This window comes from Burkholderia sp. KL41 (assembly GCF_057005415.2).
Genome location: NZ_CM174447.1, coordinates 2,037,432 through 2,062,406 on the forward strand (window position 1 = coordinate 2,037,432; position 24,975 = coordinate 2,062,406).

At 68.9% G+C, this 24,975-nt stretch carries 21 protein-coding genes; 10 read left to right on the forward strand and 11 right to left on the reverse strand.

Translation table 11 applies throughout. The features are described 5' to 3' along the window. Positions 1 to 16: 16 nt before the first annotated feature. The gene (gene aptA / locus PQB87_RS26600; RefSeq protein WP_489242906.1) at positions 17 to 1,375 is read right to left on the reverse strand and encodes an omega-aminotransferase AptA; all 1,359 of its coding nucleotides are present in this window, start codon (positions 1,373 to 1,375) and stop codon (positions 17 to 19) included. Positions 1,376 to 1,480: 105 nt separating this feature from the next. On the opposite strand from aptA, the gene PQB87_RS26605 reads away from it, so the two are divergent. Next, the gene (locus PQB87_RS26605) at positions 1,481 to 2,434 is read left to right on the forward strand and encodes a LysR family transcriptional regulator (protein WP_021159214.1); all 954 of its coding nucleotides are present in this window, start codon (positions 1,481 to 1,483) and stop codon (positions 2,432 to 2,434) included. A gap of 111 nt (positions 2,435 to 2,545) precedes the next feature. Here PQB87_RS26605 and PQB87_RS26610 read toward each other — a convergent pair whose 3' ends face one another. From PQB87_RS26610 to PQB87_RS26620, 3 genes are read right to left on the reverse strand one after another with little or no spacing between them, the layout of a single operon-like run. Beyond that, positions 2,546 to 3,802, reverse strand: coding sequence for an MFS transporter (locus tag PQB87_RS26610; protein WP_489242908.1), 1,257 nt, complete (start codon positions 3,800 to 3,802; stop codon positions 2,546 to 2,548). Beyond that, positions 3,799 to 4,134, reverse strand: coding sequence for a hypothetical protein (locus PQB87_RS26615; RefSeq protein WP_111943394.1), 336 nt, complete (start codon positions 4,132 to 4,134; stop codon positions 3,799 to 3,801). Before PQB87_RS26615 ends, PQB87_RS26610 begins: the two co-directional genes overlap by 4 nt. 37 nt (positions 4,135 to 4,171) lie before the next feature. After that, a complete protein-coding gene (locus PQB87_RS26620) occupies positions 4,172 to 4,642 on the reverse strand; it encodes a MarR family winged helix-turn-helix transcriptional regulator (protein ID WP_489242909.1) in 471 nt (156 codons plus the stop codon). A 168-nt stretch (positions 4,643 to 4,810) separates the two neighbouring features. On the opposite strand from PQB87_RS26620, the gene PQB87_RS26625 reads away from it, so the two are divergent. Continuing rightward, a complete protein-coding gene (locus PQB87_RS26625; protein ID WP_175860942.1) occupies positions 4,811 to 5,302 on the forward strand; it encodes a 2,4'-dihydroxyacetophenone dioxygenase family protein in 492 nt (163 codons plus the stop codon). 102 nt (positions 5,303 to 5,404) lie between these two features. Here the strand turns inward: PQB87_RS26625 and PQB87_RS26630 are convergent, their stop codons facing one another. Together PQB87_RS26630 and PQB87_RS26635 are read right to left on the reverse strand one after the other, a co-directional pair. Continuing rightward, positions 5,405 to 6,553 carry an epoxide hydrolase family protein gene (locus tag PQB87_RS26630; protein ID WP_174413040.1) on the reverse strand — a complete coding sequence of 383 codons (1,149 nt, stop codon included), beginning with the start codon at positions 6,551 to 6,553 and terminating at the stop codon, positions 5,405 to 5,407. A gap of 77 nt (positions 6,554 to 6,630) precedes the next feature. Continuing rightward, positions 6,631 to 7,602, reverse strand: a complete 972-nt coding sequence (locus PQB87_RS26635) for a GlxA family transcriptional regulator (protein WP_059853659.1) — start codon at positions 7,600 to 7,602, stop codon at positions 6,631 to 6,633. A gap of 136 nt (positions 7,603 to 7,738) precedes the next feature. Here PQB87_RS26635 and PQB87_RS26640 point away from each other — a divergent pair, with 136 nt between their 5' ends. From PQB87_RS26640 to PQB87_RS26650, 3 genes are all read left to right on the forward strand, one after another. Further along, positions 7,739 to 8,539, forward strand: a complete 801-nt coding sequence (locus PQB87_RS26640) for an SDR family NAD(P)-dependent oxidoreductase (RefSeq protein WP_153489608.1) — start codon at positions 7,739 to 7,741, stop codon at positions 8,537 to 8,539. 328 nt (positions 8,540 to 8,867) lie between these two features. Continuing rightward, complete coding sequence (locus PQB87_RS26645) at positions 8,868 to 10,688, forward strand: sensor domain-containing diguanylate cyclase (RefSeq protein WP_258404029.1); 1,821 nt, start codon at positions 8,868 to 8,870, stop codon at positions 10,686 to 10,688. Positions 10,689 to 10,792: 104 nt separating this feature from the next. Next, positions 10,793 to 11,122, forward strand: a complete 330-nt coding sequence (locus tag PQB87_RS26650) for a hypothetical protein (RefSeq protein ID WP_148712285.1) — start codon at positions 10,793 to 10,795, stop codon at positions 11,120 to 11,122. 21 nt (positions 11,123 to 11,143) lie between these two features. Here the strand turns inward: PQB87_RS26650 and PQB87_RS26655 are convergent, their stop codons facing one another. The 3 genes from PQB87_RS26655 to PQB87_RS26665 form a co-directional block, all read right to left on the reverse strand. Further along, entirely contained in the window at positions 11,144 to 12,511 is a 1,368-nt protein-coding gene (locus tag PQB87_RS26655) for an MFS transporter (RefSeq protein WP_489242910.1), read from the reverse strand. A gap of 86 nt (positions 12,512 to 12,597) precedes the next feature. Next, positions 12,598 to 13,947 carry an MFS transporter gene (locus PQB87_RS26660; RefSeq protein ID WP_489242911.1) on the reverse strand — a complete coding sequence of 450 codons (1,350 nt, stop codon included), beginning with the start codon at positions 13,945 to 13,947 and terminating at the stop codon, positions 12,598 to 12,600. Positions 13,948 to 14,127: 180 nt separating this feature from the next. Beyond that, the gene (locus tag PQB87_RS26665) at positions 14,128 to 15,087 is read right to left on the reverse strand and encodes an MBL fold metallo-hydrolase (protein WP_059683417.1); all 960 of its coding nucleotides are present in this window, start codon (positions 15,085 to 15,087) and stop codon (positions 14,128 to 14,130) included. A gap of 177 nt (positions 15,088 to 15,264) precedes the next feature. Here PQB87_RS26665 and PQB87_RS26670 point away from each other — a divergent pair, with 177 nt between their 5' ends. Further along, the gene (locus tag PQB87_RS26670) at positions 15,265 to 16,914 is read left to right on the forward strand and encodes an IclR family transcriptional regulator (RefSeq protein WP_489242912.1); all 1,650 of its coding nucleotides are present in this window, start codon (positions 15,265 to 15,267) and stop codon (positions 16,912 to 16,914) included. 833 nt (positions 16,915 to 17,747) lie between these two features. On the opposite strand, the gene PQB87_RS26675 is transcribed toward PQB87_RS26670, so the two are convergent. Then, on the reverse strand, positions 17,748 to 18,230 hold the full coding sequence (locus PQB87_RS26675) for an Lrp/AsnC family transcriptional regulator (protein WP_021159229.1): 483 nt from the start codon (positions 18,228 to 18,230) through the stop codon (positions 17,748 to 17,750). A gap of 284 nt (positions 18,231 to 18,514) precedes the next feature. On the opposite strand from PQB87_RS26675, the gene PQB87_RS26680 reads away from it, so the two are divergent. The 4 genes from PQB87_RS26680 to PQB87_RS26695 all read left to right on the forward strand — a co-directional run bounded on the left by PQB87_RS26680 (position 18,515) and on the right by PQB87_RS26695 (position 23,176). Beyond that, positions 18,515 to 19,159: a LysE family translocator gene (locus PQB87_RS26680; RefSeq protein ID WP_111943382.1), complete on the forward strand. Its 645-nt coding sequence runs from the start codon at positions 18,515 to 18,517 to the stop codon at positions 19,157 to 19,159. A gap of 121 nt (positions 19,160 to 19,280) precedes the next feature. Then, entirely contained in the window at positions 19,281 to 20,456 is a 1,176-nt protein-coding gene (gene kch / locus PQB87_RS26685) for a voltage-gated potassium channel protein (protein ID WP_059694969.1), read from the forward strand. Between the two features lie 157 nt (positions 20,457 to 20,613). Further along, on the forward strand, positions 20,614 to 21,045 hold the full coding sequence (locus PQB87_RS26690; RefSeq protein WP_059484983.1) for a YqaA family protein: 432 nt from the start codon (positions 20,614 to 20,616) through the stop codon (positions 21,043 to 21,045). 139 nt (positions 21,046 to 21,184) lie between these two features. Then, positions 21,185 to 23,176 (forward strand): methyl-accepting chemotaxis protein, encoded by a 1,992-nt coding sequence (locus PQB87_RS26695; RefSeq protein WP_301860216.1) that lies wholly within the window; start codon positions 21,185 to 21,187, stop codon positions 23,174 to 23,176. Between the two features lie 50 nt (positions 23,177 to 23,226). Here the strand turns inward: PQB87_RS26695 and PQB87_RS26700 are convergent, their stop codons facing one another. Continuing rightward, positions 23,227 to 24,879, reverse strand: a complete 1,653-nt coding sequence (locus PQB87_RS26700; RefSeq protein ID WP_042974869.1) for an acyl-CoA synthetase — start codon at positions 24,877 to 24,879, stop codon at positions 23,227 to 23,229. Positions 24,880 to 24,975 lie beyond the last annotated feature (96 nt).

A 24,975-nucleotide genomic window follows, 5' to 3' on the forward strand; every position in this document is an offset into this window, starting at 1 on the left:
CGGTGCGCGCCGCGGCTCAGTCCACTTCGTTCAGTGCGTCGGACAGCGCGTTGACCAGGTTGTCGATCTCGCGCTTCTCCGAGATGAACGGGGGCGCCAGCTGGATCGTGTCGCCGCCGTAGCGCACGTAGAAGCCCTTCGCCCAGCAGCGCATCGCGATCTCGTACGGGCGCCGTGCCGGCTCGCCCGGCAGTGCCGCGATCGTCAGGCCGGCAGCCAGCCCGTAGTTGCGGATGTCCGCGATATGGCGCTGGCCCTTCAGCCCGTGCACGGCCGCCTCGAAATGCGGCGCGAGATCGCGCACGCGGGCCACCGCGTCTTCCTTCACCAGCAGGTCGAGCGCCGCGACGCCGGCCGCGCACGCGGCCGGATGCGCCGAATACGTGTAGCCGTGCGGGAACTCGAGCATGTACTCGGGGCCGCCCGCGGCCATGAACGTGTCGTAGATTTCCTTCGTCGCGACCACGCCGCCGAGCGGCTGCGCGCCGTTCGTCACCTGCTTCGCGAAGTTCAGGATGTCCGGCACCACGCCGAATGCGTCGGCGCCCGTCATCGCGCCGGCACGGCCGAAGCCCGTGATGACTTCGTCGAAAATCAGCAGGATGTCGTGCGCGGTACAGATGTCGCGCAGGCGCTTCAGATAACCCTTCGGCGGCACGACCACGCCCGCCGAACCGGAGAACGGCTCGACGATCACGGCCGCGATGTTCGACGCGTCGTGCAGCGCGATCAGGTCGAGCAGGCGGTCGGCCAGCTCGGCGCCGTGCTCGGGCATCCCGCGCGAGAACTTGTTTTCGGCGAGTTGCGTGTGCGGCAGGAAGTCGGCGTCGAGGCCCTGGCCGAACAGCTTGCGGTTCGGCCCGATCCCGCCGACCGAGATACCGCCGAAGTTCACGCCGTGATAACCCTTCTCGCGGCCGATCAGGCGCGTCTTCGTGCCCTTGCCCTTCGCGCGCCAGTACGCGCGGGCCAGCTTCAGCGAGGTGTCGGCCGCTTCCGAGCCCGACCCCGTGAAGAACACGTAGTCGAGGCCGGCCGGCGTCAGTTCCTTGATCTTGTTGGCGAGCTCGAACGATTTCGGATGGCCGAACTGGAACGCCGGCGCGTAGTCGAGCTGCGCGACCTGGCGGCTCACGGCTTCGACGATTTCCGTGCGACCGTGGCCGAGGCCCGTGCACCAGAGGCCCGACAGGCCGTCGAAGATCTTGCGGCCTTCGGCGTCCGTGTAATACGCGCCCTTGCCCGACACGATCATGCGCGGGTCGGCCTTGAACTGGCGGTTGGCCGTGAACGGCATCCAGTGCGCGTCGAGCCACGCGGCGTCGGTGCGGATGGTCGTGTCGTCCTGCTGCGCGGCGGTGGTGATGTCGGTCATGTCGGTCGGCGCGGCGCGCCCCTCCTTCTTGTGATGATGTTGCGCATTGTCGGGAGGCCAATTAGTCTCTTCAATATCGCAATATCAATGTTCACTTGCGCAACTATGCAAGCAAAGAAACCGAAGAGCCGCGCGCTGCTCGGGCAGCTCAGCGACATGGATCTCCGCCTGCTGCGGGTCTTCAAGGGCGTCGTGCAGTGCGGCGGGATGGCGGCGGCCGAACTGGAACTGAATATCGGCATCTCGACGATCAGCCGGCACGTGAAGGACCTGGAAACGCGCGTCGGCCTCGTGCTGTGCCGGCGCGGCCGCGCGGGCTTCACGCTGACGCCCGAGGGGCAGACCGTATACGAGGAGACGCTGCGGCTGCTCGCGTCGATGGAAGCGTTTAGAAGCAGGATAGACGGCATTCACGACCGGATGGGCGGCGAATTGCATGTCGCGGTGTTCGACAAGACGGCCACCAACGCGAACGCTCGCCTCGGCGACGCGATCCGCCAGTTCGCCGACGAGGCGCCCGACGTCGCGCTGAACCTGCATGTCGCGTCGATCAACGAGGTCGAGCGCGGGATCATCGACGGCAGCTATCAGGTCGGGATCATTCCCGCGCACCGCAACTCCGGCAGCCTCGTGTATTCGGAGCTGTTCGACGAACGGATGCTGCTGTACTGCGGCCGCCAGCATCCGCTTTACGACGCGCCGCACGGCAAGCTCACGTGGACGACGATCCGCAACCACGCATTCGCGGGGCTCGGCTTCCATTCGCCGAACATGGAGCTGAGCCACCGCGCGAAGCTCACGCGCAGCGCGACCGCGTCGGATCAGGAGTCGATCGCGACGCTGATCCTGTCCGGCCGCTATCTCGGCTTCCTGCCCGACCATTACGCGGAAAGTTTCGAAAACAAGGGGCTGATGCAGCCGATCGCGCCGCACCGGTTCAATTACCGGTGCCGGTTCGTGAGCCTGCTGCGGCGCTCGCCGCGGCCGTCGCGGGCCGCGCTGCTGTTCCAGTCGTGTCTGGAAGCCGCGCACGCGGCGACGGCACGGCCGGCGGCGTAGGCGACTCACGCAAAGGATCGGGCTCCCGGCCGCCCGTCGTGCGGCAGCGTGCCGGCGATGAGGGGATCGACAAGCGCGGCGGCGGCACCAGCGCCCCGCCCGTTCGCCCGGTCACACGCCGTCGAACCGGTCGCGCGCGCGGTCGGCTTGCGCTTGCGCGCGGCTGCGCTTCACGAAATGCGTCGCGACCAACGCGGCGCCAAAACCGGACATCGCGCCGACGCCGAGCGCCCAGCGCGGGCCGAGATGGTTCGCGACCCAGCCGGCCACCGGCGCGCCGATCGGCGTGCCGCCGAGCGCGACCGCGAGGCGCAGCGCCATCACGCGGCCGCGCATCGCCGGCTCGGTGGACAACTGCATCAGGCTGTTGGTCGAGTTCATGAAGGTGATCGCGGCGATCCCGGTCAGCACCAGCGCGGCGGCGAACAGCCAATAGCCCGGCGCCAGCGCCGCGAGCGTGCAGCCGAGCCCGAACAGCACCGCACCGAACCACAGATGCCGGAAGCGCGGCTGCTCGCGGCGCGCGGCGAGCAGCGCGCCCGACACCGTGCCGACCGCCATCATCGACGACAGCACGCCGAACCCGCGCGCATCGACGTGGAACACGCTGGCCGCCATCGTCGAGATGAACAGCTGGAAGTTGAGCCCGAACGGGCCGATCAGGAACAGCATCACGAGGATCGCCTTCAGGTCGTCGCGCCGCCACACGTAGCGGAACCCGTCGAGCAGGCCGCCGCGCGAGCGGCCCGCCCGCAGGTTCGCGCGCAGTTCGTCCTCGCGGAGCAGCAACAGCGACACCAGCACCGCGAAGAAGCTGAGCCCGTTGGCGACAAACGCCCAGCCCGTGCCGACCGACGCGATCATGAAACCCGCTGCCGCCGGGCCGATCATCCGCGCGGCGTTGAACGACGTCGAATTGAGCGCGACCGCGTTCGCGAGTTCGCGATCGCCGACCAGTTCCGCGACGAAGGTCTGCCGCACGGGCGCGTCGAACGCCGCCGCGCAGCCGAACAGGAACGCGAACACGTAGACATGCTCGAGCCGCGCGACACCCGTGACCGTCAGCGCGCCGAGCACCAGCGCCAGCACGCCCATCAGCGCCTGCGTCACCATCAGCAGCTTGCGCTGGTCGAAGCGGTCGGCCGCGTAGCCGGTCCACGGCAACAGCAGCAACTGCGGCCCGAACTGCAACGCCATCACCGTGCCGACGGCCGATGCGTCGTGATGCGTGAGCTGCGTGAGGACGAGCCAGTCCTGCGCGGTGCGCTGGACCCACGTACCGATGTTCGACACCAGCGAACCGATCGCCCACACACGATAGTTGAAACTGCGAAGCGAACGGAATACGCCCGCCGCCGGCACGCTCATGGCCGCTCCCGGTCGGGCTCGTTGCCGCCGTGCAGTTCGCCGAAGCGCCGCGCGAGGAACAGGCCGAGCGCGAGGATGCCGAGACCGAGCGCCGCGGCATCGGCCGTGACCCGGAGGTCGAAATCGCCCACGCGGCACACCAGCACATAAGCCATCACGAGGTTCGCGACGCCCCACACGACATTCACGGTGGACGACGACAACCCGCGCCCGGGCGGATTCGCGAACGGGGTCTGGAACGGCTCGCCGCGCAATCCGCTGACGAGATGCGGCACGACGTTCGCGAGAAACGCGCCGCCGAAGAAATACGCGACGAGATGCGGGAGGTTCATGTTCGGGTGGTCCTTTCGGCAAGCGGGCCGATGCGATTCAAGGGCGCGGCGTTTCCTGGAATTCGGCGAGCCGTTGCAGCAGCTTCACGGCGGACGCGAGCTTGGCCTGCTCGGCCGCCGACAGTTGCGCGTGCAGCGCGCGGAACAGCCAGTCATCCTTGGCCGCGCGGTTCGCCTGCAGCACCTTGCGGAAACCGGGCGTGACCGCGATCAGCGTCTGCCGGCCGTCGGACGGATCGGGCTCGCCGCTGACGGCGCCCAGCGTCTCGAGCGTCGCGACCGTCACGCGCATCGACTGCGGACGCACGCTTTCGGCGCGCGCCAGGGCCGATACGGTCGCGGGGCCGTCGCGATCGAGCCGCAACAGCACCGACTTCTGCGATGACGTGAGGTCGTTCGGGTGGATCTGCTCCCGCATCCGCCGCATCAGCTTGCCGACCGAGATGCGGAGTTCGCCGGCGAGGCCGGCCAGTGGGAGCGCGTCGGAGGGAGGTAATGGCGGGTTCATGAATTCAAGATAGCAGATGTACAGTCAAACTGTACAGTTTAGCTGCATATTTCACGCTGTAAGGATCGCCCCTTCACCTGCGCTCGAGCCGATCCGAAACGTCGCGTTCGGCCGCGCAAGCCGGCTCTGCGATAATGCGGGCTCCCCATTTCCGCTCCGCTTCCCGCCATGACGCAGCCGTCCGCTCCGCTCTCCACCGACCTGCCGCCGATCTCGTGCCTGCCCGGCGACGCGCTGCCGTGGCTGCCGATGAGCGCCGACCTGCCCGGGCTCGCGATCAAGTACCTGCACATCAACGCGGCCGAGGACACGCTCACCGCGCTGCTGAAGATGCCGGCCGGCGGCACGCTGCCGCGCCATCGCCACGACGGCGAGGTATTCGTCCATACGCTGCAGGGGGCGTGGCGCTACCTCGAATACGACTGGATCGCGCACGCCGGCTCGACGGTGCTCGAACCGGCCGGCTCGGTGCATACGCCGGAAACACTCGGCGCGCCGGGCGAGGACGTGATCACGCTGAACGTGATGCGCGGCGATCTGGTGCTGCTCGACGACGAAGGCCGCGAAACCGCGCGCGAGAACTGCCGCGTCGCGCTGCTGCGCCAGCGCAAGCATGCGCGCACGGCGCCGGGCGACGCCGCGCCGTTCGTCACGCGGTAACACTGGCGGCATCGCCGCGTCGCGATCCGTGTGGTGCCGGCTCGCGCTGATGTGCGGATGGCAGCCGGCGCCCTTCGCCAACCTCCCCGGCCTGCCCGCGCATTACCGAAACCGCCGGAAAAAACGCCGGACATCGTCGGCCAGCAGATCCGGCTCCTCCATCGCGGCAAAATGGCCGCCGCTCGGCATGTCGGTCCACTGCACGACGTCGAACACCCGTTCGAGCCAGCTGCGCGGCGGGCGGCCGATTTCCTTCGGAAAACGCGCAAACGCGACGGGCACCGCCACGCGCTGACCGGCCGCGAAGCGCATGGGCTGCAGCCGGTTTTCCCAATACATCTGCATCGACGAGCCGATGCAGCCGGTGAACCAGTACAACGAGATGCCGGTCAGCAGCGTGTCGTGCGAAAACCGCCGCGCCAGGTCGCCGTCGCAATCGCTCCACGCGCGGAATTTCTCGGCGATCCACGCGGCCAGCCCGGCCGGCGAATCGTTGAGCGCGACGGCGAGCGTCTGCGGCTTCGTCGTGTGGACATGCGCGTATCCGCCTTCCAGCGCGGCCCACTCGCCGCGCTGCGTCACGAACGCCCGTTCCTCGTCGGTCAGCGGCAAGGCCGCGTCGGTCGGCGGCTCGTAGCTGCCGGGCAGGAAGTTCAGATGGAGGCCGTCCACCACGTCGGCATGCCGCGCGCCGAGCGCAATCGACACGCCCGCGCCGAGATCGCCGCCTTGCGCGCCGAAGCGGCGATATCCGAGACCGGACATCAGTGCCGCCCAGCGGTCGGCGACCTGAAACGCCGACATGCCGGGGGCCGCGGGCGCCGGCGAGAACAGGAAACCGGGCAGCGACGGCACGACGACGTCGAACGCGTCGTCCGGATCGCCGCCGAACGCCGCCGGGTCGCAGAGGCGATCGATCAGCGCGTCGAATTCGAAGACGGAGCCGGGCCAGCCGTGCGTGATGACGAGCGGATAAGGCCTCGGCCCGACGCCGCGTCGATGGATGAAATGCACGCGCTGCCCGCCTGCGTCTGCGACGAACTGCGGCAGCCGGTTCAGCGCACGCTCCGCCGCACGCCAGTCGAAGCGTTCGGCCCAGTACGCGGTCAGCTCGCGCAACCAGGCGCCGTCGACGCCCTGCTGCCATGGCTCCGCGGGAGTCAGCGCCGGTGCGCGCATGGCGCGCAGGCGCCGGCGCAGGTCATCGAGCGCGTGATCGGGAATCGCAATGTCGAACGGGGCGGTGTGCATCGGGTCTCCTCGCGAAGCGGGTCGACGAGATTCTGCGCGATTTTTCCGGCGCGCGCAGAGCGGCTCGCGCACACGCGTCAGCCCGCCTCCCGCTCGCCCGACCGCTCATCCGACCGCGCGTCGCGCCGCACCGCCTGCGGCGGCACGCCGAACCCGCGCACGAACGCCTCGCGCATGTGCCGCCGGTCGCGAAAGCCGTTTTCCTTCGCAATCACGTCGAGCGAATGGCGGCTCTGCTCGATCATCAGCCGCGCGGACTCCAGCCGCAGCCGCTCGATCGCCTTCGCGGGCGACTGCCCCGTCTCGAGCGTGAACACGCGGCTGAACTGGCGCGGGCTCAGGTGCACCGCTTCGGCGAGATCCTCGACGGTCAGCGCGCGGCCGAGATGCTGCCGCGCGTAGTTCAGCGCGTTCTGGATCCGGTCGGATTTCGGCGCGAGATCCAGCATTTCCGAATGCTGCGACTGGCCGCCGGCCCGCCGCTGGTGCATCACGAGCTTGTGCGCGACCGAGCGGGCGGCATCCGCGCCCAGGTCCTTTTCCACCATCGCGAGCGCGAGGTCGAGGCCGGCCGTCATCCCGGCCGACGTCCAGATCGGGCCGTCGACGATGTAGATCCGGTCTTCCTCGACGCGAATCTCCGGGTAGTCCCGCTGCAGGTCGCGGCCGAACGCCCAGTGCGTCGTCGCGCGGCGCTGCGCGAGCAGCCCGGCCTCGGCCAGCACGAACGCGCCCGTGCAGATGCCGGCGATCCGCCGCGCGCGCGCGTTGGCGCGGCGCAGGAACGCGACGACGCCGGGCGGCGCCGGCGACGCGACCGGATCGTTGACGCCCGCGACGATCCACGTATCGACGGCAAGCTGCCCGCGCAGCGCGTGCGTGGCGACCGGCAGCCCGAGCGACGAGCGCACGTCGCCGCCGTCGACCGAATAGTTGCCCATCACGTAGAACGGCTCGCTCATGCCCATGTTCGCGTACTCGAACACCGACTGCGCGGCGAGCGCCATGATCTGGAAGCCGTCGCTGATCAGAAAGCCGATGCGGTGCATGTGCGTTCTCCCTTCCCTGGCCAGTGAGTTGGCCCGATGTCCTGAATCATACCTATCTACGTCATTTGTGTCACAGCGATTCACGGCCAGAATGGCTTCACGCCATCCGGCCAATCCCATCGAAACGGAGCACATCATGACGCAAGCACATCGCGGTACCGCCCTCATTACCGGCGCCTCGTCGGGCATCGGCGCCGTCTACGCGGACCGCCTCGCGCGCCGCGGTTACGACCTGATCCTGGTCGCCCGCAACCGCGACCGGCTGGCCGCCCTCGCCGAGCGCATCACGAACGACACGCAGCGCAGCGTCGAGATCGTCGACGCCGACCTCAACGACCGCGCGGCCCTCGCCGCCGTCGAGGCGAAGCTGAAGCAGGATGCGAGCATCACGCTGCTAGTGAACAATGCGGGCGTCGGCACGCACGCGCCGCTGCTCGACAGCGACGTCGACGCGATGACCCGGATGATCGACCTGAACGTGACGTCGCTCACGCGCCTCACCTACGCGGCGGTGCCCGGCTTCGTCGCCCGCGGCCGCGGTGCGGTGATCAATATTTCGTCGATCGTCGCGATCTCGCCGGAAACGCTGAACGGCGTGTACGGCGGCACGAAGGCGTTCGTGCTCGCGTTCAGCCAGTCGCTGCATCACGAACTCGCCGGCAAGGGCGTGCAGGTGCAGGCCGTGCTGCCCGGCGCGACCGCCACCGATTTCTGGCAGACGGGCGGCCTGCCGCTCGAGCATCTGCCGAAGGAAATCGTGATGTCGGCGTCCGACCTGGTCGACGCGGCGCTGGTCGGCTTCGAGCGCGGTGAACTCGTGACGATCCCGTCGCTGCATGCGGGTGACGAATGGGCCGCCTACGAGGCCGCGCGCCGCACGATGGCCCCGCACCTGTCGGCCGATACGCCCGCGCCGCGCTACGCGACGGCACACTGACCGCCCGACGTCCCGCAGGTCGAAGGCAGCAAGCGCGTCGCCCTCCAGGGGCGCGCCGCGGAACCCGGTGACAGGCAGCAATTCGCTGACGATCATCCCGGGTTCCGCGGCACGTTTCCCGGCGCGTGCCGATCGGTGGATTCGTCTGCCGAAACATGCACCGGATTCTTTCCCGATCGACGCAAATCGCGCATACCGACAGACGATTCCGGTTCGCTTGCCACGCATTCCGCGCAACAGTAAGCTCTGCGATTGCAGTCCCCAAGCGGCCTCGTCCGACCGGCATTCGTCCGATCACGAGGGCAATCGTCCGTTGCAAAACTCGACCATGCGGGTCCGTATGTTCATCACCGAGACCGGCGACGCGCCGGCCTCCGCGCGCGGTTCGGCCGACCTTCAGCCCGCGCTCCCGCCCGTGCCGGAACTGGCCACCGTCTGTCGTGTCGCGCGGGCGCATTTCGGTGCCGCCGGCGCGTTCATTGCGCACGCGGATGCCGATGCGCCACGCGTGCTCGCCGTCGACGGCGCGCTGCCCGATCCCCTTTTCGCCGATGGCTTGCCACCCCGGGTCGAGCCGGATCCGGCCGCCGACGCGCGGCTCGTGCCGGACGACACGAATGCGAATGCGAACGCGAACGGGCAACACGACGGCGGCCCGCCTCACGCACCGGGGATCGTCGCGGCCTGCGAACTGGCCGCGCCCGATGGCGCGACACTGGGCATGCTGTGCGTCGTCGACGATGCGCAACGCACGCTCGACGCCACGCAACGCACGCTGCTCCGCGACCTCGCCACGCTGGCGGCAAGCGCGCTTTGCCGCGCGATCGAAGCCGCCGCGTTGCGCGAACGGCTCGGCATCGTCGAGGAACACAGCACGCTGACCACGCTCGCGCTCACCGAAAGCGGCACCGGTGTGTGGGATCGCAACGTGGAAACCGGCGAGATCCACTACTCGCCGGCCTGGAAGGCGTTGCTCGGCTACGCGCCGCACGAGCTCGGCACCCGGATCGAGGATGCGTACGAACGGCTGCATCCGGACGACGTCGACGACGTGAAAGCCGCGATGCTCGCCCACTTCGAGCGCCGCACCGACCGCTACGCGGTCGAGCACCGCATCCGTTGCAAGGACGGCACCTACAAATGGATCTGCAGCCGCGGCAAGGTGATCACCCGCGACGCCTACGGCCGCGCGCTCCGGATGGTCGGCACGACCACGGACATCACCGCGCTGCGCGAGCTCGCCACGCGGTTGCGCGACTCGGCCGCGCTCGTCACGGATCTCACCGACCAGGTTCCCGGGCTCGTGTTCCAGCTGCGGCAAACGGCCGACGGGCACCGCTTCTTTACCTACGCGAGCGCGGGTGTCAGCGACATCTATGAACTGACGCCCGAGCAGGTCGCCCACAGTGCGGAGGCGGTCGAGACGCGGATTCATCCGGCCGACCTGGTCGCCTATCGGCTGTCGCTGCACGACTCGTCGGTGCGGCTGACCCCGTGGCGCCTCGAATATCGCGTGCTGCTGCCCGGCCAGGGCCTGCGCTGGCGCGAAGGCGATGCGCGCCCGCAGCGCACGGCCGACGGCGGCACCGTGTGGCACGGCTTCATCACCGACGCGACCGACCGCAAGCACATCGAGGCCGAGCTGCACCGGATGGCCACGACCGATCACCTGACGCAACTGTCGAACCGCCACGCGTTCATGCGGCAAAGCGAAGCCGCGCTGCGCAACGTGCGCACGACCGGCCTGGCCGCCGCGGTGCTGATGCTCGATCTCGATCACTTCAAGGCGCTGAACGACCGCTGGGGCCACCCGGTCGGCGATCGCGCGCTCCGGCATTTCGCGCGGCTGCTGCTCGCGGAAACCGGGCCCGACGGGATCGTCGGCCGGGTCGGCGGCGAGGAATTCGCGGTCGTGCTGCCGAAGGCGGATCTCGACACCGCGCTGGCATTCGCGCAGCGCGTGCAGCAACGCGCGATAGCGGCGCGGCTGATGCACGAGGACCAGCAGGTCACGCTGACCGTCAGCATCGGCATCGACGCGATGCGGGCGTCGGACTTCGGCGCGTACCAGCCGCTGTCACGCGCCGACAAGGCGCTCTATCTCGCGAAGGAACGCGGCCGCAACCGGATCGAGGTGTATCGGGCTTAGCCGACGCGACGACGCACCATCGCGCCGGGCGACATCCGCGCCGCGTCCGCCGCCCGGTTTCCCGGCCCCCGTCGCGCGATCGGTTCGAAACCGATCGTGTAGACTTGCGCCCCTTGCTCTCCTCACCACGACTTGCCATGGACAATGCCAAACGAACCGCGCGAATCGCGACAGGTCTGCTCGTCGTCGCGCTCGTCGAGTTGCTGGCGCTTCTGATCGGCTACGTGTTCGCCAGTTCGATGGACGATCCGTACACCGGCGTTCGCGTGCTGATTACCGCGCTGTTCTGGGCGGCGGGCCTCTCGGCCATCGGCGTCATCGCGGCGATCGCCTGCCTGTCGATCGACCTGCAGGCGCGCGGCGGCGTGATCTACGGGGCGCTGGTGCTGCACGGCCTGCTCGTCCTGCCCGGGCTGTTTCTGTCCTTCCACTGAATCGCACCGCAGCCGCCGGCGTCACGCCGCCTCCGCACGCGGCACCGCCCGCACCCCCAGCAGCATCGCGACCGCGCACGCGGCCAACAGCGCGGCGATCATCAGCATCGCCGGATCCATGCTGCCGGTTCGCGTGCGGATCAGCCCGACGAGCCAGGGGGTGATCATGCCGCTCGACACGCCGATGCTGCTGATCAGCGCGATCCCGCCGGCCGCGCCCGCGCCGGAGAAGTACGCGGACGGCACGGCCCAGAACACCGGATGCGCGGCGAAGATCAGCATCGCCGCGACCGACAGCAGCGCCATCATCGCGACGATGCTCGGCAGGTGCAGCGTCAGCAGCGCAAGCGCCACCGCGCCGCCGAACGCGCATGCCGCGAAGTGCCGGCGCCGCTCGCGCTTGCGGTCGGAACGCCGCGCGATCGCGATCAGGCCGGCCGCGCCGATCGCGTTCGGCACGACCGACAGCAGGCTGATCTGCACGACGTCGTGGATGCCGAATTCGCGGATCATCAGCGGCATCCAGAACAGCAGCATCAGGAGCGCGGTGGTCAGCGAGAAATAGATGAACGCGAACAGGTACGTGCGCGGTTCGGCCAGCACCTGCCGCAGCGAATGCGGCGCCGGCGCATCGGCACCGGCGACACCGGCGGCGCCGGCGGCACCGGCGCGGTCGGCGGCCAGGTCGGCCGCAAGCCGCTGGCGATCGGCGTCGGACAGCCAGCTCGCCTGCTCGGGACGATCGCACAGCCAGAACCACGCGATCACGCCGAGCAGGATCGCGGGCGCGCCCTCGATCGCGAACATCCATTGCCAGCCGTGCAGCCCGAGCACGCCCGACATCCCGTGCATCAGCCAGCCCGACAGCAGCCCGCCGACCATCCCCGCCACCGCGACGCCCGCGTAGAAGATCGACAGCACCGACGCACGCCGCCGTGCCGGATACCAGTACGTCAGGTAGAACACCACGCCCGGAAAGAACCCGGCCTCGAAGAGCCCGAGCAGGAAGCGCAGCACGTAGAAATGCTTCGCGCTGTCGACGGTGATCATCGCGACCGACACCGCGCCCCACAGGCACATGATCCGCGCGAACGTGCGGCGCGCACCGAAGCGGCGCAGCAACGCGTTGCTCGGCACCTCGAACAGCACGTAACCGACGAAGAACAGCACGGCGCCGAGGCTGTACATCGCGTCGGTCAGGCCGAGATCCTGCCGCATCTGCAACTGCGCGAAGCCGATGTTGCTGCGATCGAGGATCGACACGATGTAGCAGATGAACAGGAACGGCACGATCCGCGCGCCGATGCGCCGGTACAGCGCGTCGTCGTCCGGTGCGGCGGCGCCGGACGCGACGGCACGCGCGGCGTCGGCTTGAAGAGGGGCTGACATCGATCGTCTCCTCGATGGATTCCGGTGCGGGGCGAACATGGGCGCCGGTCGCCGCCGCCCGCGCGCGGCGACCGGCCGTGGCGCGTTCAGTCGCGCGGCGCCGCTTCGCCCTTCACGCCGAGCATCAGCGCGACGCCGCTCGCCACCAGCAACGCAGCCAGCAGATACACGGCGAGATCCATGCTGCCGGTGCGCGTGCGGATCATCCCGATCACCCACGGGCTGACGATGCCGCTCGTGATCCCGATGCTGCTGATCAGCGCGATCCCGGCCGCGGCCGCGTTGCCCGACAGGTAGCGGGTCGGCACGGCCCAGAAGATCGGCAGCGCGGCGAAGATCAGCGTCGCCGCGATCGACAGGCACGCGAGCATCGCCGCGAAGCTGTGCAGGTGCAGCGTCAGCGCCGCGAGCGCGATCCCGCCGCCGATCGTGCAGCATGCGAAGTGCTTGCGGCGCTCGCCGGTCCGGTCCGAACGGCGGGCGATCAGGACCAGCCCCACCGCGCCGACCGCGTTCGGCACGACCGTGTACAGGCTCACGGCCACGACGTCGGTCACGCCGAAATCGCGGATCATCAGCGGCATCCAGAAGTTGAGCGTCAGCGACGCGCAGGTCAGCGAGAAATAGATGAACGCAAACAGGTACACGCGCGGATTGGCGAGCGCGGCCACGAGGCTGCGCCCGTCGTGCGCGTGGCCGTGGCCGCGGCCGTCGGCGCACAGCGCGGCGACCCGCGCCTTTTCATCGGCCGTGAGCCACGCGGCGTTCTGCGGCCGGTCGACCAGGAACGTGAACGCGGCGAACGCGAGCAGGATCGCCGGCGCGCCTTCGATCGCGAACATCCACTGCCAGCCGTGCAGGCCGAGCACGCCGCCCATGTCGCGCATGATCCAGCCCGACATCAGGCCGCCGAGCACGCCGGCCACCGCGACGCCCGCGAAGAACACCGAGATCGCGGCCGCGCGCCGGTTCGCGGGGAACCAGTAAGTGAGGTACAGCACGATGCCGGGAAAGAAGCCGGCTTCGAACACGCCGAGCAGGAACCGCAGCACATAGAAATGCGACGGCTGCGACACGAACATCATCCCGGTCGACGCGATGCCCCACAGCAGCATGATCCGCGTGAAGGTGCGGCGCGCGCCGAAACGCGCGAGCAGCATGTTGCTCGGCACTTCGCAGAACACGTAGCCGACGTAGAACACCGCGGCGCCGAGGCCGTACATCGCGTCGCTGAAGCCGAGATCGTGCTTCATCTGCAACTGCGCGAAGCCGATGTTGATGCGGTCGAGGAACGATACGACGTAGCAGAGGAACAGGAACGGCACGATCCGCCATGCGATCTTGCGGAACAGCAGCGCGTCGTCCGTCGCGGCGGATGCGGAAGCCGAAGCGCTCGCGTGCGCGAGCGTCGCTTCGGCATGAAGCGATTGGGGCATGTCTCTCTCCAAACAGGCTGCGCGATTCGGGCGCGCAGCCGTCTCCCAGGGCGTACGTGCGCCCTGCTTTCTAGTGAGCTCGGATCACGGCGGACGGCAAGACGGCGGAACGCCGCGGCCGGTCGCCGCTTCAGAAAAAAGGCGGAGCGCCCTGTCGGACACCCCGCCTGTGCAAGCCGCTCAGTCCTGCAGCGCGGCCCACATTTCCTTGTCGCGCTGCGCGGTCCAGATGCGCGGATGCGTGATGCCGCTCGCTTCGTCGAACGCACGCGACACGTCGAACGGCAGGCAGTGCTCGTAGATGAACACGTGGCCGAACTTCGGGTCCATCGCTTCGCGCGTGAGCGCCATCGACGCCTTCAGGTCGAGCTTCTGCTCGACGGCCTTGCGGCCCTGCGCGAGCAGCGTCGTGACGAAATCCTTCGTGTAGTCGAGGCCCTTGTTCACTTCGGCCGGGTTCAGCAGCGCGGGGCCACGGCCCGGCACCAGCTTCTCGGCGTTCAGCGCGCGCAGCGCCTCGAGCGTGGCCGGCCACTGCTCGAGCTGGGCATCGCCGCAATAGCACGCGGCGTCGTATTCGACGAGGTCGCCCGAGAACAGCACCTTCTGCGACGGGATCCAGACGATTGTGTCGCCCTTCGTGTGGCCCGAGCCGACGTGCATGATCTTCACCTCGAGCTTGCCGAGGAACAGCGTGATCTCGCGCTCGAACACGAGCGTCGGCCAGGTCAGGCCGGGCACCGTCTCGACACCGGCGAACAGGCGCGGGAAACGCTCGATCTCCGACTTCATGTCGGCCTCGCCGCGCTCGACGATCATCTCGTACGTGCCACGGCTCGCGATCACGTGCTGCGCGCCTTCGTCGAAATACGCGGACGCGCCGAGCACGCGCACCGCGTGGTAGTGCGACAGCACGACGTGCTTGATCGGCTTGTCGGTCACGCTGCGGATCTTCGCGATCAGGTCCTGCGCCATCGCAGGCGTCGCGGTCGTGTCGACGATCAGCACGCTGTCGTCGCCGATGATCACGCCCGAGTTCGGATCGCCTTCGGCGGTGTACGCGTACGCGTTCTCGGACAGCTTCGTCCAGGTGACTTTCTTCTCTTCCAGATCGGCTTGGGAGGCGAATGCTTTGGCCATGTTGCGTTCCGTGGCTGCGAGCCATGTGTTGAGGGGAGTGAGCGGATCATCTTCTTGCGCCGAATATTTGTCAATGACAAAGTCGCTTGCTATTGTCTAATACGGGTAAACCTGCGGGCTGGCGCGATAAATGGCGTCGGATACCATGCGGGGTTTCGTCAACGGAAGAATCATCGCGTGCAGAACCACGAAGTCAGCGCAGACGATGCGCCGCCCAAGGCGCAGCGCGGGATCCAGAGTGTCGAGGTCGGCGGCCGGCTGCTCGACGCGCTCGCGCGCCGGCGCAAGCCGCTCGGGCTGTCCGAGCTGGCCGCGGCGGCCGACCTGTCGACCGCGCAGGCGCACACCTATCTCGTCAGCCTGACGCGGCTCGCGCTCGTGAAGCGCGACGCGCTCACCGGCAACTACGAGCCGGGCCCGTTGTCGCTGCGGCTCGGGCTGATGTCGATCGAGCGCCAGCCGGCCTATCGCGCGACGCTGCCGCACGCGGCGCGACTTGCGGAAGCGGTCGGCCTGAGCGTCGCGCTGTCGGTGCCGGGCGCGCTCGGGCCGACGATCGTGCGCATCGAGCACGGCGGTTATCCGCTGCACGTGAACCTGCATGTCGGTTCGGTGATGTCGCTCGACACGACGGCCACCGGCCGCGTGTTCCGCGCGTTCGGCGACCCCGCGCAACTCCGCGCGATGGCCGCCAGCCAGGCCGGCGCGGCCGACACGCTTGCAGGCGGCGAGCAGCCCGTGCCGGACACCGGCGTGCCGCAGGCCGAACTCGACGCGATCCGCGCACGCGGGATCGAGCGCGGCGTCGACCTGCCGAGCCCCGGCGTCAGCGCGATGTGCGTGCCGGTGTTCGACGCGGCGGGCGCGCTGCAGCTCGCGTTGACGGTGATCGGTTCGACGGGCTCGATCGACGTCGCGTGGGACGGCCCGATCGCGGCGGCACTGCGCGACGCGGCACGGCAGGCAAGCGCATCGCTCGGCGCGGCGCACGATGCCCCGCCGCCCGCACCCGGCGCAGCCCCGGCCGCTCCGCGCGTGCCGCCCGCGCTGGCCGACGATGCGAAGGCGCAGCGCGGGATCAACGCGCTCGACAGCACCGGCGAGTTGCTGCTCGCGCTGGTGTCGGCGGGCCGCGCGCTGCCGCTGCGCGATCTCGCGGCGGCGGCCGGCATGCCGGCCGCGAAGGCTTTTCCGCATCTCGTCAGCTTGCAGAAGATCGGCCTGCTGAGCCGCGACGACGCCGGCTGCTTCGGCGGCGGCCCGCTCGGGCAGGCGCTCGGCCTGATCGCGATGCAGCGCGTGTCGCCGACGCGCGACTCGGAAGCCGAGATCGTCGCGCTGGCCGGCGCGACCGACATGAGCGTGGCGGCCGCGACGCTCGGGCCGCTCGGCCCGACGGTGATCCGCCTCGAGGAATCGGCGCGGCCGCAGCACGTGAGCCTCCAGGTCGGCACCGTGATGTCGCTCGTCAATACGGCGATCGGCCGGATTTTCGCGGCCGGCATGTCCGACGACGTGCTGGCCGACCTGCTCGCCGACGAGCCCGTGCGCCTCGCGGGCCGCATCGCCCCGCCGACCGACGACGCATTCCGGGCGCGGCTCGCGACGATCCGCGCGGACACACTCGATTTCGCGTTCGACGCGCCGGTGCCGGGCATCGGGACGGTCGCCGCGCCCGTGTTCGATCACACCGGCAGCATCCGGCTCGTGATCGCGATCATCGGTTCGTCGCGCGGCTTCCCGCGCGGGCCGGACAGCGATCTCGCGCAGGCGTTGCTCGCCGCGACGCGGCGGCTGTCGTGGCGGTTCGGGTGGATCGGCCGGTAAGCCGACGCCCGCTTCCGCCATCCTCCGCAGCGCCCGACTCCCCCTCTCTTGTTTCATGCGAGCCGTGCCGGCACGGCCTCGTCGCGCCAGCACGGCCGCGCGAAGGCACCCGATATTCATGTTGCGAAGCAGCAACACAAATTGTCAGTAATTCTCATATAACGAAATCGAATTTCACAAAGCGGAGGTGTTTCGCTATGATTAGGGTTATCCCTAACTCGCCACCTAAATGGGGCTTCGTCATGCAAACGTCTAATGTCTCCGACCGTTCCACCGAATCCGCTGGCTGGCTCGCACGTATGGGCGAGCTGATTGCAGAAGCTTGGGCACTCCACCTCGAGACCTGCGAAGTCATCGCTGAAGCACACGCACGCCTGCCGCACTGAGCGGTACGAGCGGCCCACAGCCGGCCGCACGATGCCGTCCTGATCCGCTTGCCCGGATGCGCGCCGCAAGGCCGCGGCACCCGGCAACGCCCGGCGCGGCAAACAACGTGGAAACCGGCAAGAGTTGCCCCGGCTGAATGCGCTCCCGGTGTCGGGAGCGTGTCGAGGTCGCTTTAACGCCGATGCCGGCGCCAATCCGCATCGACGCGGTATCGAATCAGCTTCGGCGCGGTTTTGTCTGACGGTTGCCCGGGCGGGCAGCCGTTATCCGGCCAGCACGTGGGAAGGCTGAACAATCGCGGACGGAAGATTCATCCGCGTTGCCGGCGGCGGTACCGAACCGCGCCGCGCGGCTTCTCCCCCGCGCGATCGCCGGCTTTCTGCGCGCATACGCGCAGCCACTAGCGCCGTCGTTTCAACGACGGCCGCATCCCACCTCTGCCTTCCTCACACCTGAATCGACGGCACGTCCTTCATGCAGCGCAGCGCAAACATCGAGCGGCTGTGACGGATGCTCGAAATCTTGTACAGCTTTTCGCGCAGGAAGCGCTCGTAGCCGGCCGTGCCGTCCACCGCGACCTTGATCCAGTAGTCGTACTCGCCCGACACCAGATACGCCTCGAGCACCTCGGGCAGCGCAGCGAGCTCCTCGCCGAAGCGGGCGAGCGCGTCGTCCTCGTGGCGATCGAGCGTGACTTCGAGGATCACGATGTCCGCATAGCCCAGCTTCCGCTGGTTGACGAGCGCGACATAACCGTCGATGTAGCCGTCCACCTCGAGTTGCCGTGTGCGGTTCCAGCACGCGGTGGTCGACATGCCGATCTGTTCGGCCAGTTCGGCGTTCGACAGGCGCGCGTTTTTCTGCAGTGCACCCAGGATCTTGCGGTCCTGGCTGTCGAGCGTTTTCGGCGAGCGTTCACGTGTGGCCATGGCAGGAAGAATCTTCTACTGAAAAGCGCGATTCTATCTGAACGACATTCCGGATTTGTGTCGGTTTGTGTGGAAATGCGGAAGCCTTTTAATCCGGCCCCTTGATATATTTTCCCCATGCCTGTTGTCCGGCACGCTCCCCGCGACAACCCCTTCGCAGCGGAACGCACGGCCGCAATCACGAGTTGCGGTGCCGGCCAGCAGGCATGCGATTCCCCGCCGCCCGCGCGCCTATCCGGCCGCGCGGCTTCGGCGCCCGTGTTCCTGTTCCTGCCCTACCCGTCATGTCGTTCAGGCTTTACCTCTCGTTTCTCGCTGCTTCCGCCGTTCTCGTCTACGCTCCCGGCCCCGTCAACCTCCTCACCATGAACCAAGCGCTGCGCGCCGGCTGGCGCCGCGCGCTGCCGTGCGTCTGGGGCGGCACGCTCGCCGTGCTGCTGCAACTCGCGCTGACCGCGCTGTGCCTGAATTCGCTCGTGCATCTCGACGAGCGCGCGCTGACCGTGCTGCGCTGGGCCGGCGCAGCCTACCTCGTCTGGCTCGGCTGCAAGCAATGGCTCAGCCGCGCGCCGGCCGGCGCGCCCGCTACGGCAGGGCCCGCCGGGTCGGCAACGCCGGAGACCGACTCGCACCGCGCGCTGTTCTGGCGCGGCCTCGCGACCTCGGGGCTGAATCCGAAAACGCTGCTGTTCTTCCCGTCGTTCTTCCCGCAGTTCATCGTCCCGGGCGCCGACTGGAGCCTGAACCAGCAGTTCCTGCTGCTCTCGGCGACCTTCGCGGTGCTGTTCGCGGGCGGCGTCGCGTCGATGGCGCTGTTCTCGCACCGGCTGAGCCGCGCACTGCAGCGGCCCGCGCGGATGCGCGCGATGAACCGCGTCACGGGCGGGCTGCTCGTCGGGATGGGCGCGATCATGGCCGGCTGGAACTGAACGGCGGCCGCTACGCGCGTCGTCGCAACCGCCGCCGGGCCCCGCGAAAAAGCAGCCGATCGCGGAATGCTTTAGGGTAGCGCCTGGTTCGTTGGACATGCCCGGCCTGCCGGGCGACGGAATGAAGCACGTCACTACCCGCCTGCGGCGCCTGTTCGCGCCGATCGGCCTGCATTGGTATCTCGCCCTTCTCCTCGCGCTCGATGCACTGATGGTGCTGCGCCCGGTCGTCGACAACGCGAAGCTCGGCCGCCACGGCGCGTGGCTTGCCGATGCGCTGAACCTCGTCGACAACGCAGGGCTCGTCGTGCTGCCGCAGGTCGTGATCGCGGCCGGCCTCGCGACCATGGCCATCGGCATCTTGCTGCGCGCGCGCGTCGCATGGGTGCTGTCGATCCTGCTGCTGGTCGCGGCCGCCGCGCTCAGCGCGCTCGGCGGCTATCCGAGCCACGGCGTGTTCGCATACACGGCCGTGCTGGTCGTCGCGCTGCTTTATTACTGGCGGCATTTCGACCGCGCGAGCATCGCCGCGAGCAGCCTGTTCGCGTTGCTGAGCATCGTGTCGCTGCTGATCTACGCCACCTTCGGCGTGCTGTATCTCGGCGACGAATTCACGCCGCCCGTCCATGACCTCGCCACCGCCGTCTATTTCTCGATCGTGTCGATGTCGACGGTCGGCTACGGCGACATCGTTCCGCACGCGCCGACCGCGCGGCTGTTCACCGCCTCGGTGATCGTGCTCGGCATCACGGTGTTCGCGACGTCGATCAGCGCGGTCGTCGGCCCCGTGATCGGCGGCAATCTGAAACGGATCGTCAAGGGAGGCATTTCGAACGTGATCCGCAAGCATCATTTCCTGATCGTCGGCGCGACGCCCGTCGCGCACGCGGTACACGACGGGCTGCGCAAGCGCGGCTACGCGGTGACCGTCGTCGTGCCGGCCGGCGTCGAGCACAACTATGCGGCGGCGACCGACCTGATCGTCGGCGACGCGACCGACCATGCGGTGCTCGAAAGCGCCGGCGCGGCGACCGCGCGCGCGGTGCTCGCGCTGCGCTCCGACGACGCCGAGAACGCGTTCATCATCCTCGCGATCCGCGAGATCGCGCCGTCGGTGCGCACGGTCGCGCTCGTGAACCAGCAGCGCAACCTCGAACGGCTGCGTCTGTTGAAGCCCGACATGGTGTTTTCGCCGCAGCAGCTCGCGGGCGAACTGCTCGCGAGCACGCTCAACGACGAGCCGGTCGACAAGTCGATGATCTCGCACCTGCTGTTCGGCACGGCCGATGCCGCATGACCTGTCGGGCCCGTGACCTCGTGACCTCGTGACCTCGTGACCTCGTGACTGCGTGACTGCATGTCCGCATGTCCGCATGTCCGCATGTCCGCATGTCCTCGTGACCGCGTGACCGCATGCCCCGCGGCGGCCGGCATGCGCCCGGTACAATCGCGCGATGTCCGAATTGCTCACTTACGGCGGCCTGTTCGCAGTGTCGATGGTCGCCGCGACCCTGTTCCCGCTCCAGTCCGAAGCCGTGCTCGCCGGCCTGCTGCTTGCCGGGCGCGAACCCGTATGGGCGCTGGTGCTCGTCGCGAGCATCGGCAACGTCGCCGGCTCCGCGATCAACTGGGCGCTCGGGCGCGGCATCGAGCACTTCCGCGAGCGCCGCTGGTTTCCCGTCAAGCCCGCCGCGCTCGCACGCGCCGAGCGCTGGTATGCGCGCTACGGCCGCTGGTCGCTGCTGCTCAGCTGGGCGCCCGTGATCGGCGATCCGCTGACGATGATCGCCGGCGTGCTGCGCGAGCCGCTGCCGAGCTTTCTCGCGATCGTGACGATCGCGAAGGTCGGCCGTTACCTGGCCGTCGCGTGGCTCGTCACGCACTGACACCCGCGTTCCCGCCGCACCTGCCGGCATCGCCATCGACGACGCGCCGCTAAAGAATTCGCCAATGCTGCCGTATTAAACGGTCGATCAGCGGTGACGCGTGCGTTCCGCCCCTCTCCCTCCCCACTCAGGAAGTTTCATGAGATTGACCCAATTGGGCCGGGTGAGCGTCGGCGCGCGTCTTGCCGCGCTGGCGTGCGCGCTCGTCGCCCTGCTGTTTACCGTGTTCGCATGGACGCTCGCCCATTTCGCCGGCCGGCAACTCGCCGAAGAGGCACACCTGCGGATCGCCGACAACGAGCAGTCGATCCGCGCGATGGTCGACCTGTTCGACAAGGCGCTGACCGCCGAAGCCGATCGCTCGATGTCGCTGTTCGCGAGCTTCCTGCCGGCCGAGTTCTCGCTCGACCCGGCGCGCACCGTCGACATCGGCGGCGTCGCCGCGCCGACGCTCCTCGCGGGCGGCCAGCCGCTCGACCTCGACTATTCGATTCCCGACCAGTTCCTGAAGAAAAGCGGCGCGATCGCGACGATCTTCGCGCGCGACGGCGACGATTTCGTGCGCATCACGACATCGCTGAAGAAGCAGGACGGCGCGCGCGCCGTCGGCACGAAGCTCGACCGTGCGGGCCCCGCGTACGCCCCGCTCGTCGCCGGACGCGTGTACACGGGCCTCGCGAAGCTGTTCGGGCGGCCGTACATCACGCAATACAAGCCGGTGACCGATGCGACCGGCCGCGTGATCGGCGCGCTGTTCGTCGGCCTGGACATCGGCGCCGAGCTCAAGCTCGTCGAAGACGGCATCCGCTCGCTGAAGATCGGCAGCAACGGCTACTACTTCGTGCTCGACGCATCGCAGGGCCCGGCGCGCGGCACCTTCGTCGTGCATCCCGATGCGGCCGGCGCGCCTGCCGACGACACGCGCGCGCCCTACGCGCAGATGCTCGCGGCCGGCACGGGACGGCTCGCGTACACGTCGACCGACCCTGCCGCGCACGACAGCGGGCCCACCGCGAAATTCGTGTCGTTCACGACGATTCCGCAGTGGCAATGGCTCGTCGGCGGCATCGCGCTCGACGACGAACTGCTCGCCGGCATGCGCGCCACCCGCAACCGCTTCCTGATGATCGGCGCGTTGCTCGTCGCGGCGTTCGCGACGCTGTTCGTCATCGTGGTGCGCCGTGTCGTGAGCCTGCCGCTCGATGCGGCGGCACGCGCCTCCGAGCGTTATGCGGCGGGCGATCTCAGCGTGCGCATCCGCGATGACGCAGCCATGCGCGGCAACGCGGGCCACGCCGGCAACGACGAGATCGGCCGGCTCGTGCAGGCCGTCGACGGGATCGGCGACGGCCTCGCCCGGATCGTCGAGCAGGTGCGCAACAGCTCGGCCGACATCGCGCGCGGCACGGTCGACATCGCGGCCGGCAGCGGCGACATGGCCGCGCGGATCGCGACGCAGGCGAGCAGCGTCGAACAGACCGCGGCCAGCATGGAGCAGATCACCGCCGCCGTGCAGCAGAGCGCCGAGCACGCGGCGCAGGCCAACGCGCTGGTCGCCCACGCGTCGGCCGCCGCGACGAACGGCGACGCCGCGGTGCAGCGCGTGGTCGCGACGATGGACGACATCGGCCGCGCAACACGCCGGATCGCCGAGATCACGGGCACGATCGAGGGCATCGCGTTCCAGACCAACATCCTGGCGCTGAACGCGGCCGTCGAGGCCGCGCGCGCGGGCGAACACGGCAAGGGCTTCGCGGTGGTCGCGGCCGAGGTGCGCACGCTCGCGCAGCGCAGCGCGGCTGCCGTGAAGGAGATCGACGCGCTGAGCGCCGAATCGTCGACGACCGTCGAACAGGGTTACCGGATCGCGGACGCCGCGCGCGGCACCATGCGCGACATCGTCGCGCGCGTCGACCAGGTCAGCACGCTGATCGGCGAGATCAGCGCCGCGTCGCGCGAACAATCGACCGGCATCGAACAGGTGAACCTGGCCGTCACGCAGATCGGCGACGCGACGCAGCGGAATGCCTCGCTGATCTCGGACGCCGAACGCGCGGCCGTCGCGCTGCGCGACCAGGCCGCGCAGCTCGCGGACGCGGTCAGCGTGTTCCGCCTCGAGCGGGGCGCGTGACCGGAGCGGACGATGGACGATGGACGATCGGCCGCGGCCGGGCAACTCGCCTACTTCTTGTCGCCCGCCAGGTCGATCGCCTTGTCCGAGCCGACCGCGTTGCGCAGCTGGAATTTCTGGATCTTGCCGGTCGACGTCTTCGGCAGCTCGCCGAACCGCACGACCTTCGGCACCTTGAAGCCCGCGAGCAACTGCCGGCAATGCGCGACGATCTCCTCTTCGGTCGCGCTCGCGCCTTCGCGCAGCTCGACGAACGCGCACGGCACCTCGCCCCATTTCGGGTCGGGCATCGCGACGACGGCGGCGACCGCGACGGCCGGATGCCGGTACAGCGCATCCTCGACCTCGATGCTCGAGATGTTCTCGCCGCCCGAGATGATGATGTCCTTCTTGCGATCCTTGATCCGGATATAGCCGTCCGGCGTCAGCACCGCGAGATCGCCGGTATGGAACCAGCCGCCGTGGAACGCGTCGTCGGTCGCCTTCGGGTTTTTCAGGTAGCCCTTCATGCAGATGTTGCCGCGGAACATGATCTCGCCGAGCGTCTCGCCGTCGGCCGGCACCGGCGCCATCGTGTCGGGATCGAGCACCGTCGCGCCCGCTTCCAGGTGGTAGCGCACGCCCTGGCGCGCATTGAGCCGCGCACGCTCCTCATCGGGCAGTTCCTCCCAATGCGCCTGCTTCGCGCACACGGTCGCCGGGCCGTAGACCTCGGTCAGCCCGTACACGTGCAGCAGGTCGAAGCCGATCTCCTTCATCTTCGCGATCACGGCCGGCGCGGGCGCCGCGCCCGCCACCATCGCGTGCACCGTGTGGTCGATGCCTGCGCGGAATTCGGCCGGCGCGTTCGCGATCGCGCTCTGCACGATCGGCGCACCGCAGTAGTGTGTGATGCGTTCGCGGCGAATCAGGTCGAACACCGTCTTCGCGTCGAACTTGCGCAGGCAGACGTTCACGCCCGCGCGTGCCGCGACGGCCCACGGGAAGCACCAGCCGTTGCAGTGGAACATCGGCAGCGTCCACAGGTAGACGGCGTGCTTCGGCATGTCCCATTCGAGGATGTTGCTGATCGCCGCGAGATACGCGCCGCGATGGTGGTAGACGACGCCCTTCGGATCGCCGGTCGTGCCGGACGTGTAGTTCAGCGCGATCGCATCCCATTCGTCGGCGGGCGGGGTCCACGCGTAGTCGGCGTCGCCGCTTGCGACGAGCGCCTCGTAGTCGGTCGCGCCCGCGAAGCGTGCGGGGTCCGCCGGCATCGCATCGGCCACGCTGACGATCTTCAGGCCCGGCACCTCGAGCGCCGCGCGATGCGCGAATTCCGCATATTCGGTGTCGACGATCAGCACCTTCGCCTCGCCATGGCGCAGCATGAACAGCACCGACGACACGTCGAGCCGCGTGTTGATCGTGTTCAGCACGGCGCCGGCCATCGGCACGCCGAAGTGCGCCTCGACCATCGCCGGGATGTTCGGCAGCATCGCCGCGACCGTGTCGCCGCGGCCGACGCCGAGCCGCGCGAGCGCGCTCGCCAGCTGCTTCGCGCGCGTGTAGGTCTCGCCCCAGGTGCGCCGCACGTCGCCGTGCACGATCGCGAGGCGCTCGCCGTAGACTTCGGCCGTCCTGACCAGGAAGTCGATCGGGGTGAGCGGCACGTAATTGGCGTCGCGGCGGCCGAGTCCGGCCTCGAACATCTGCGTCATGATCCTGTCTCCCGTGTTCTGTCGACCGGGGCGCTTCCACCCCGGATCGTTTTGATGTGGTTCAATTGCCGACAGCCTAACGGGCGCTATTGTGAG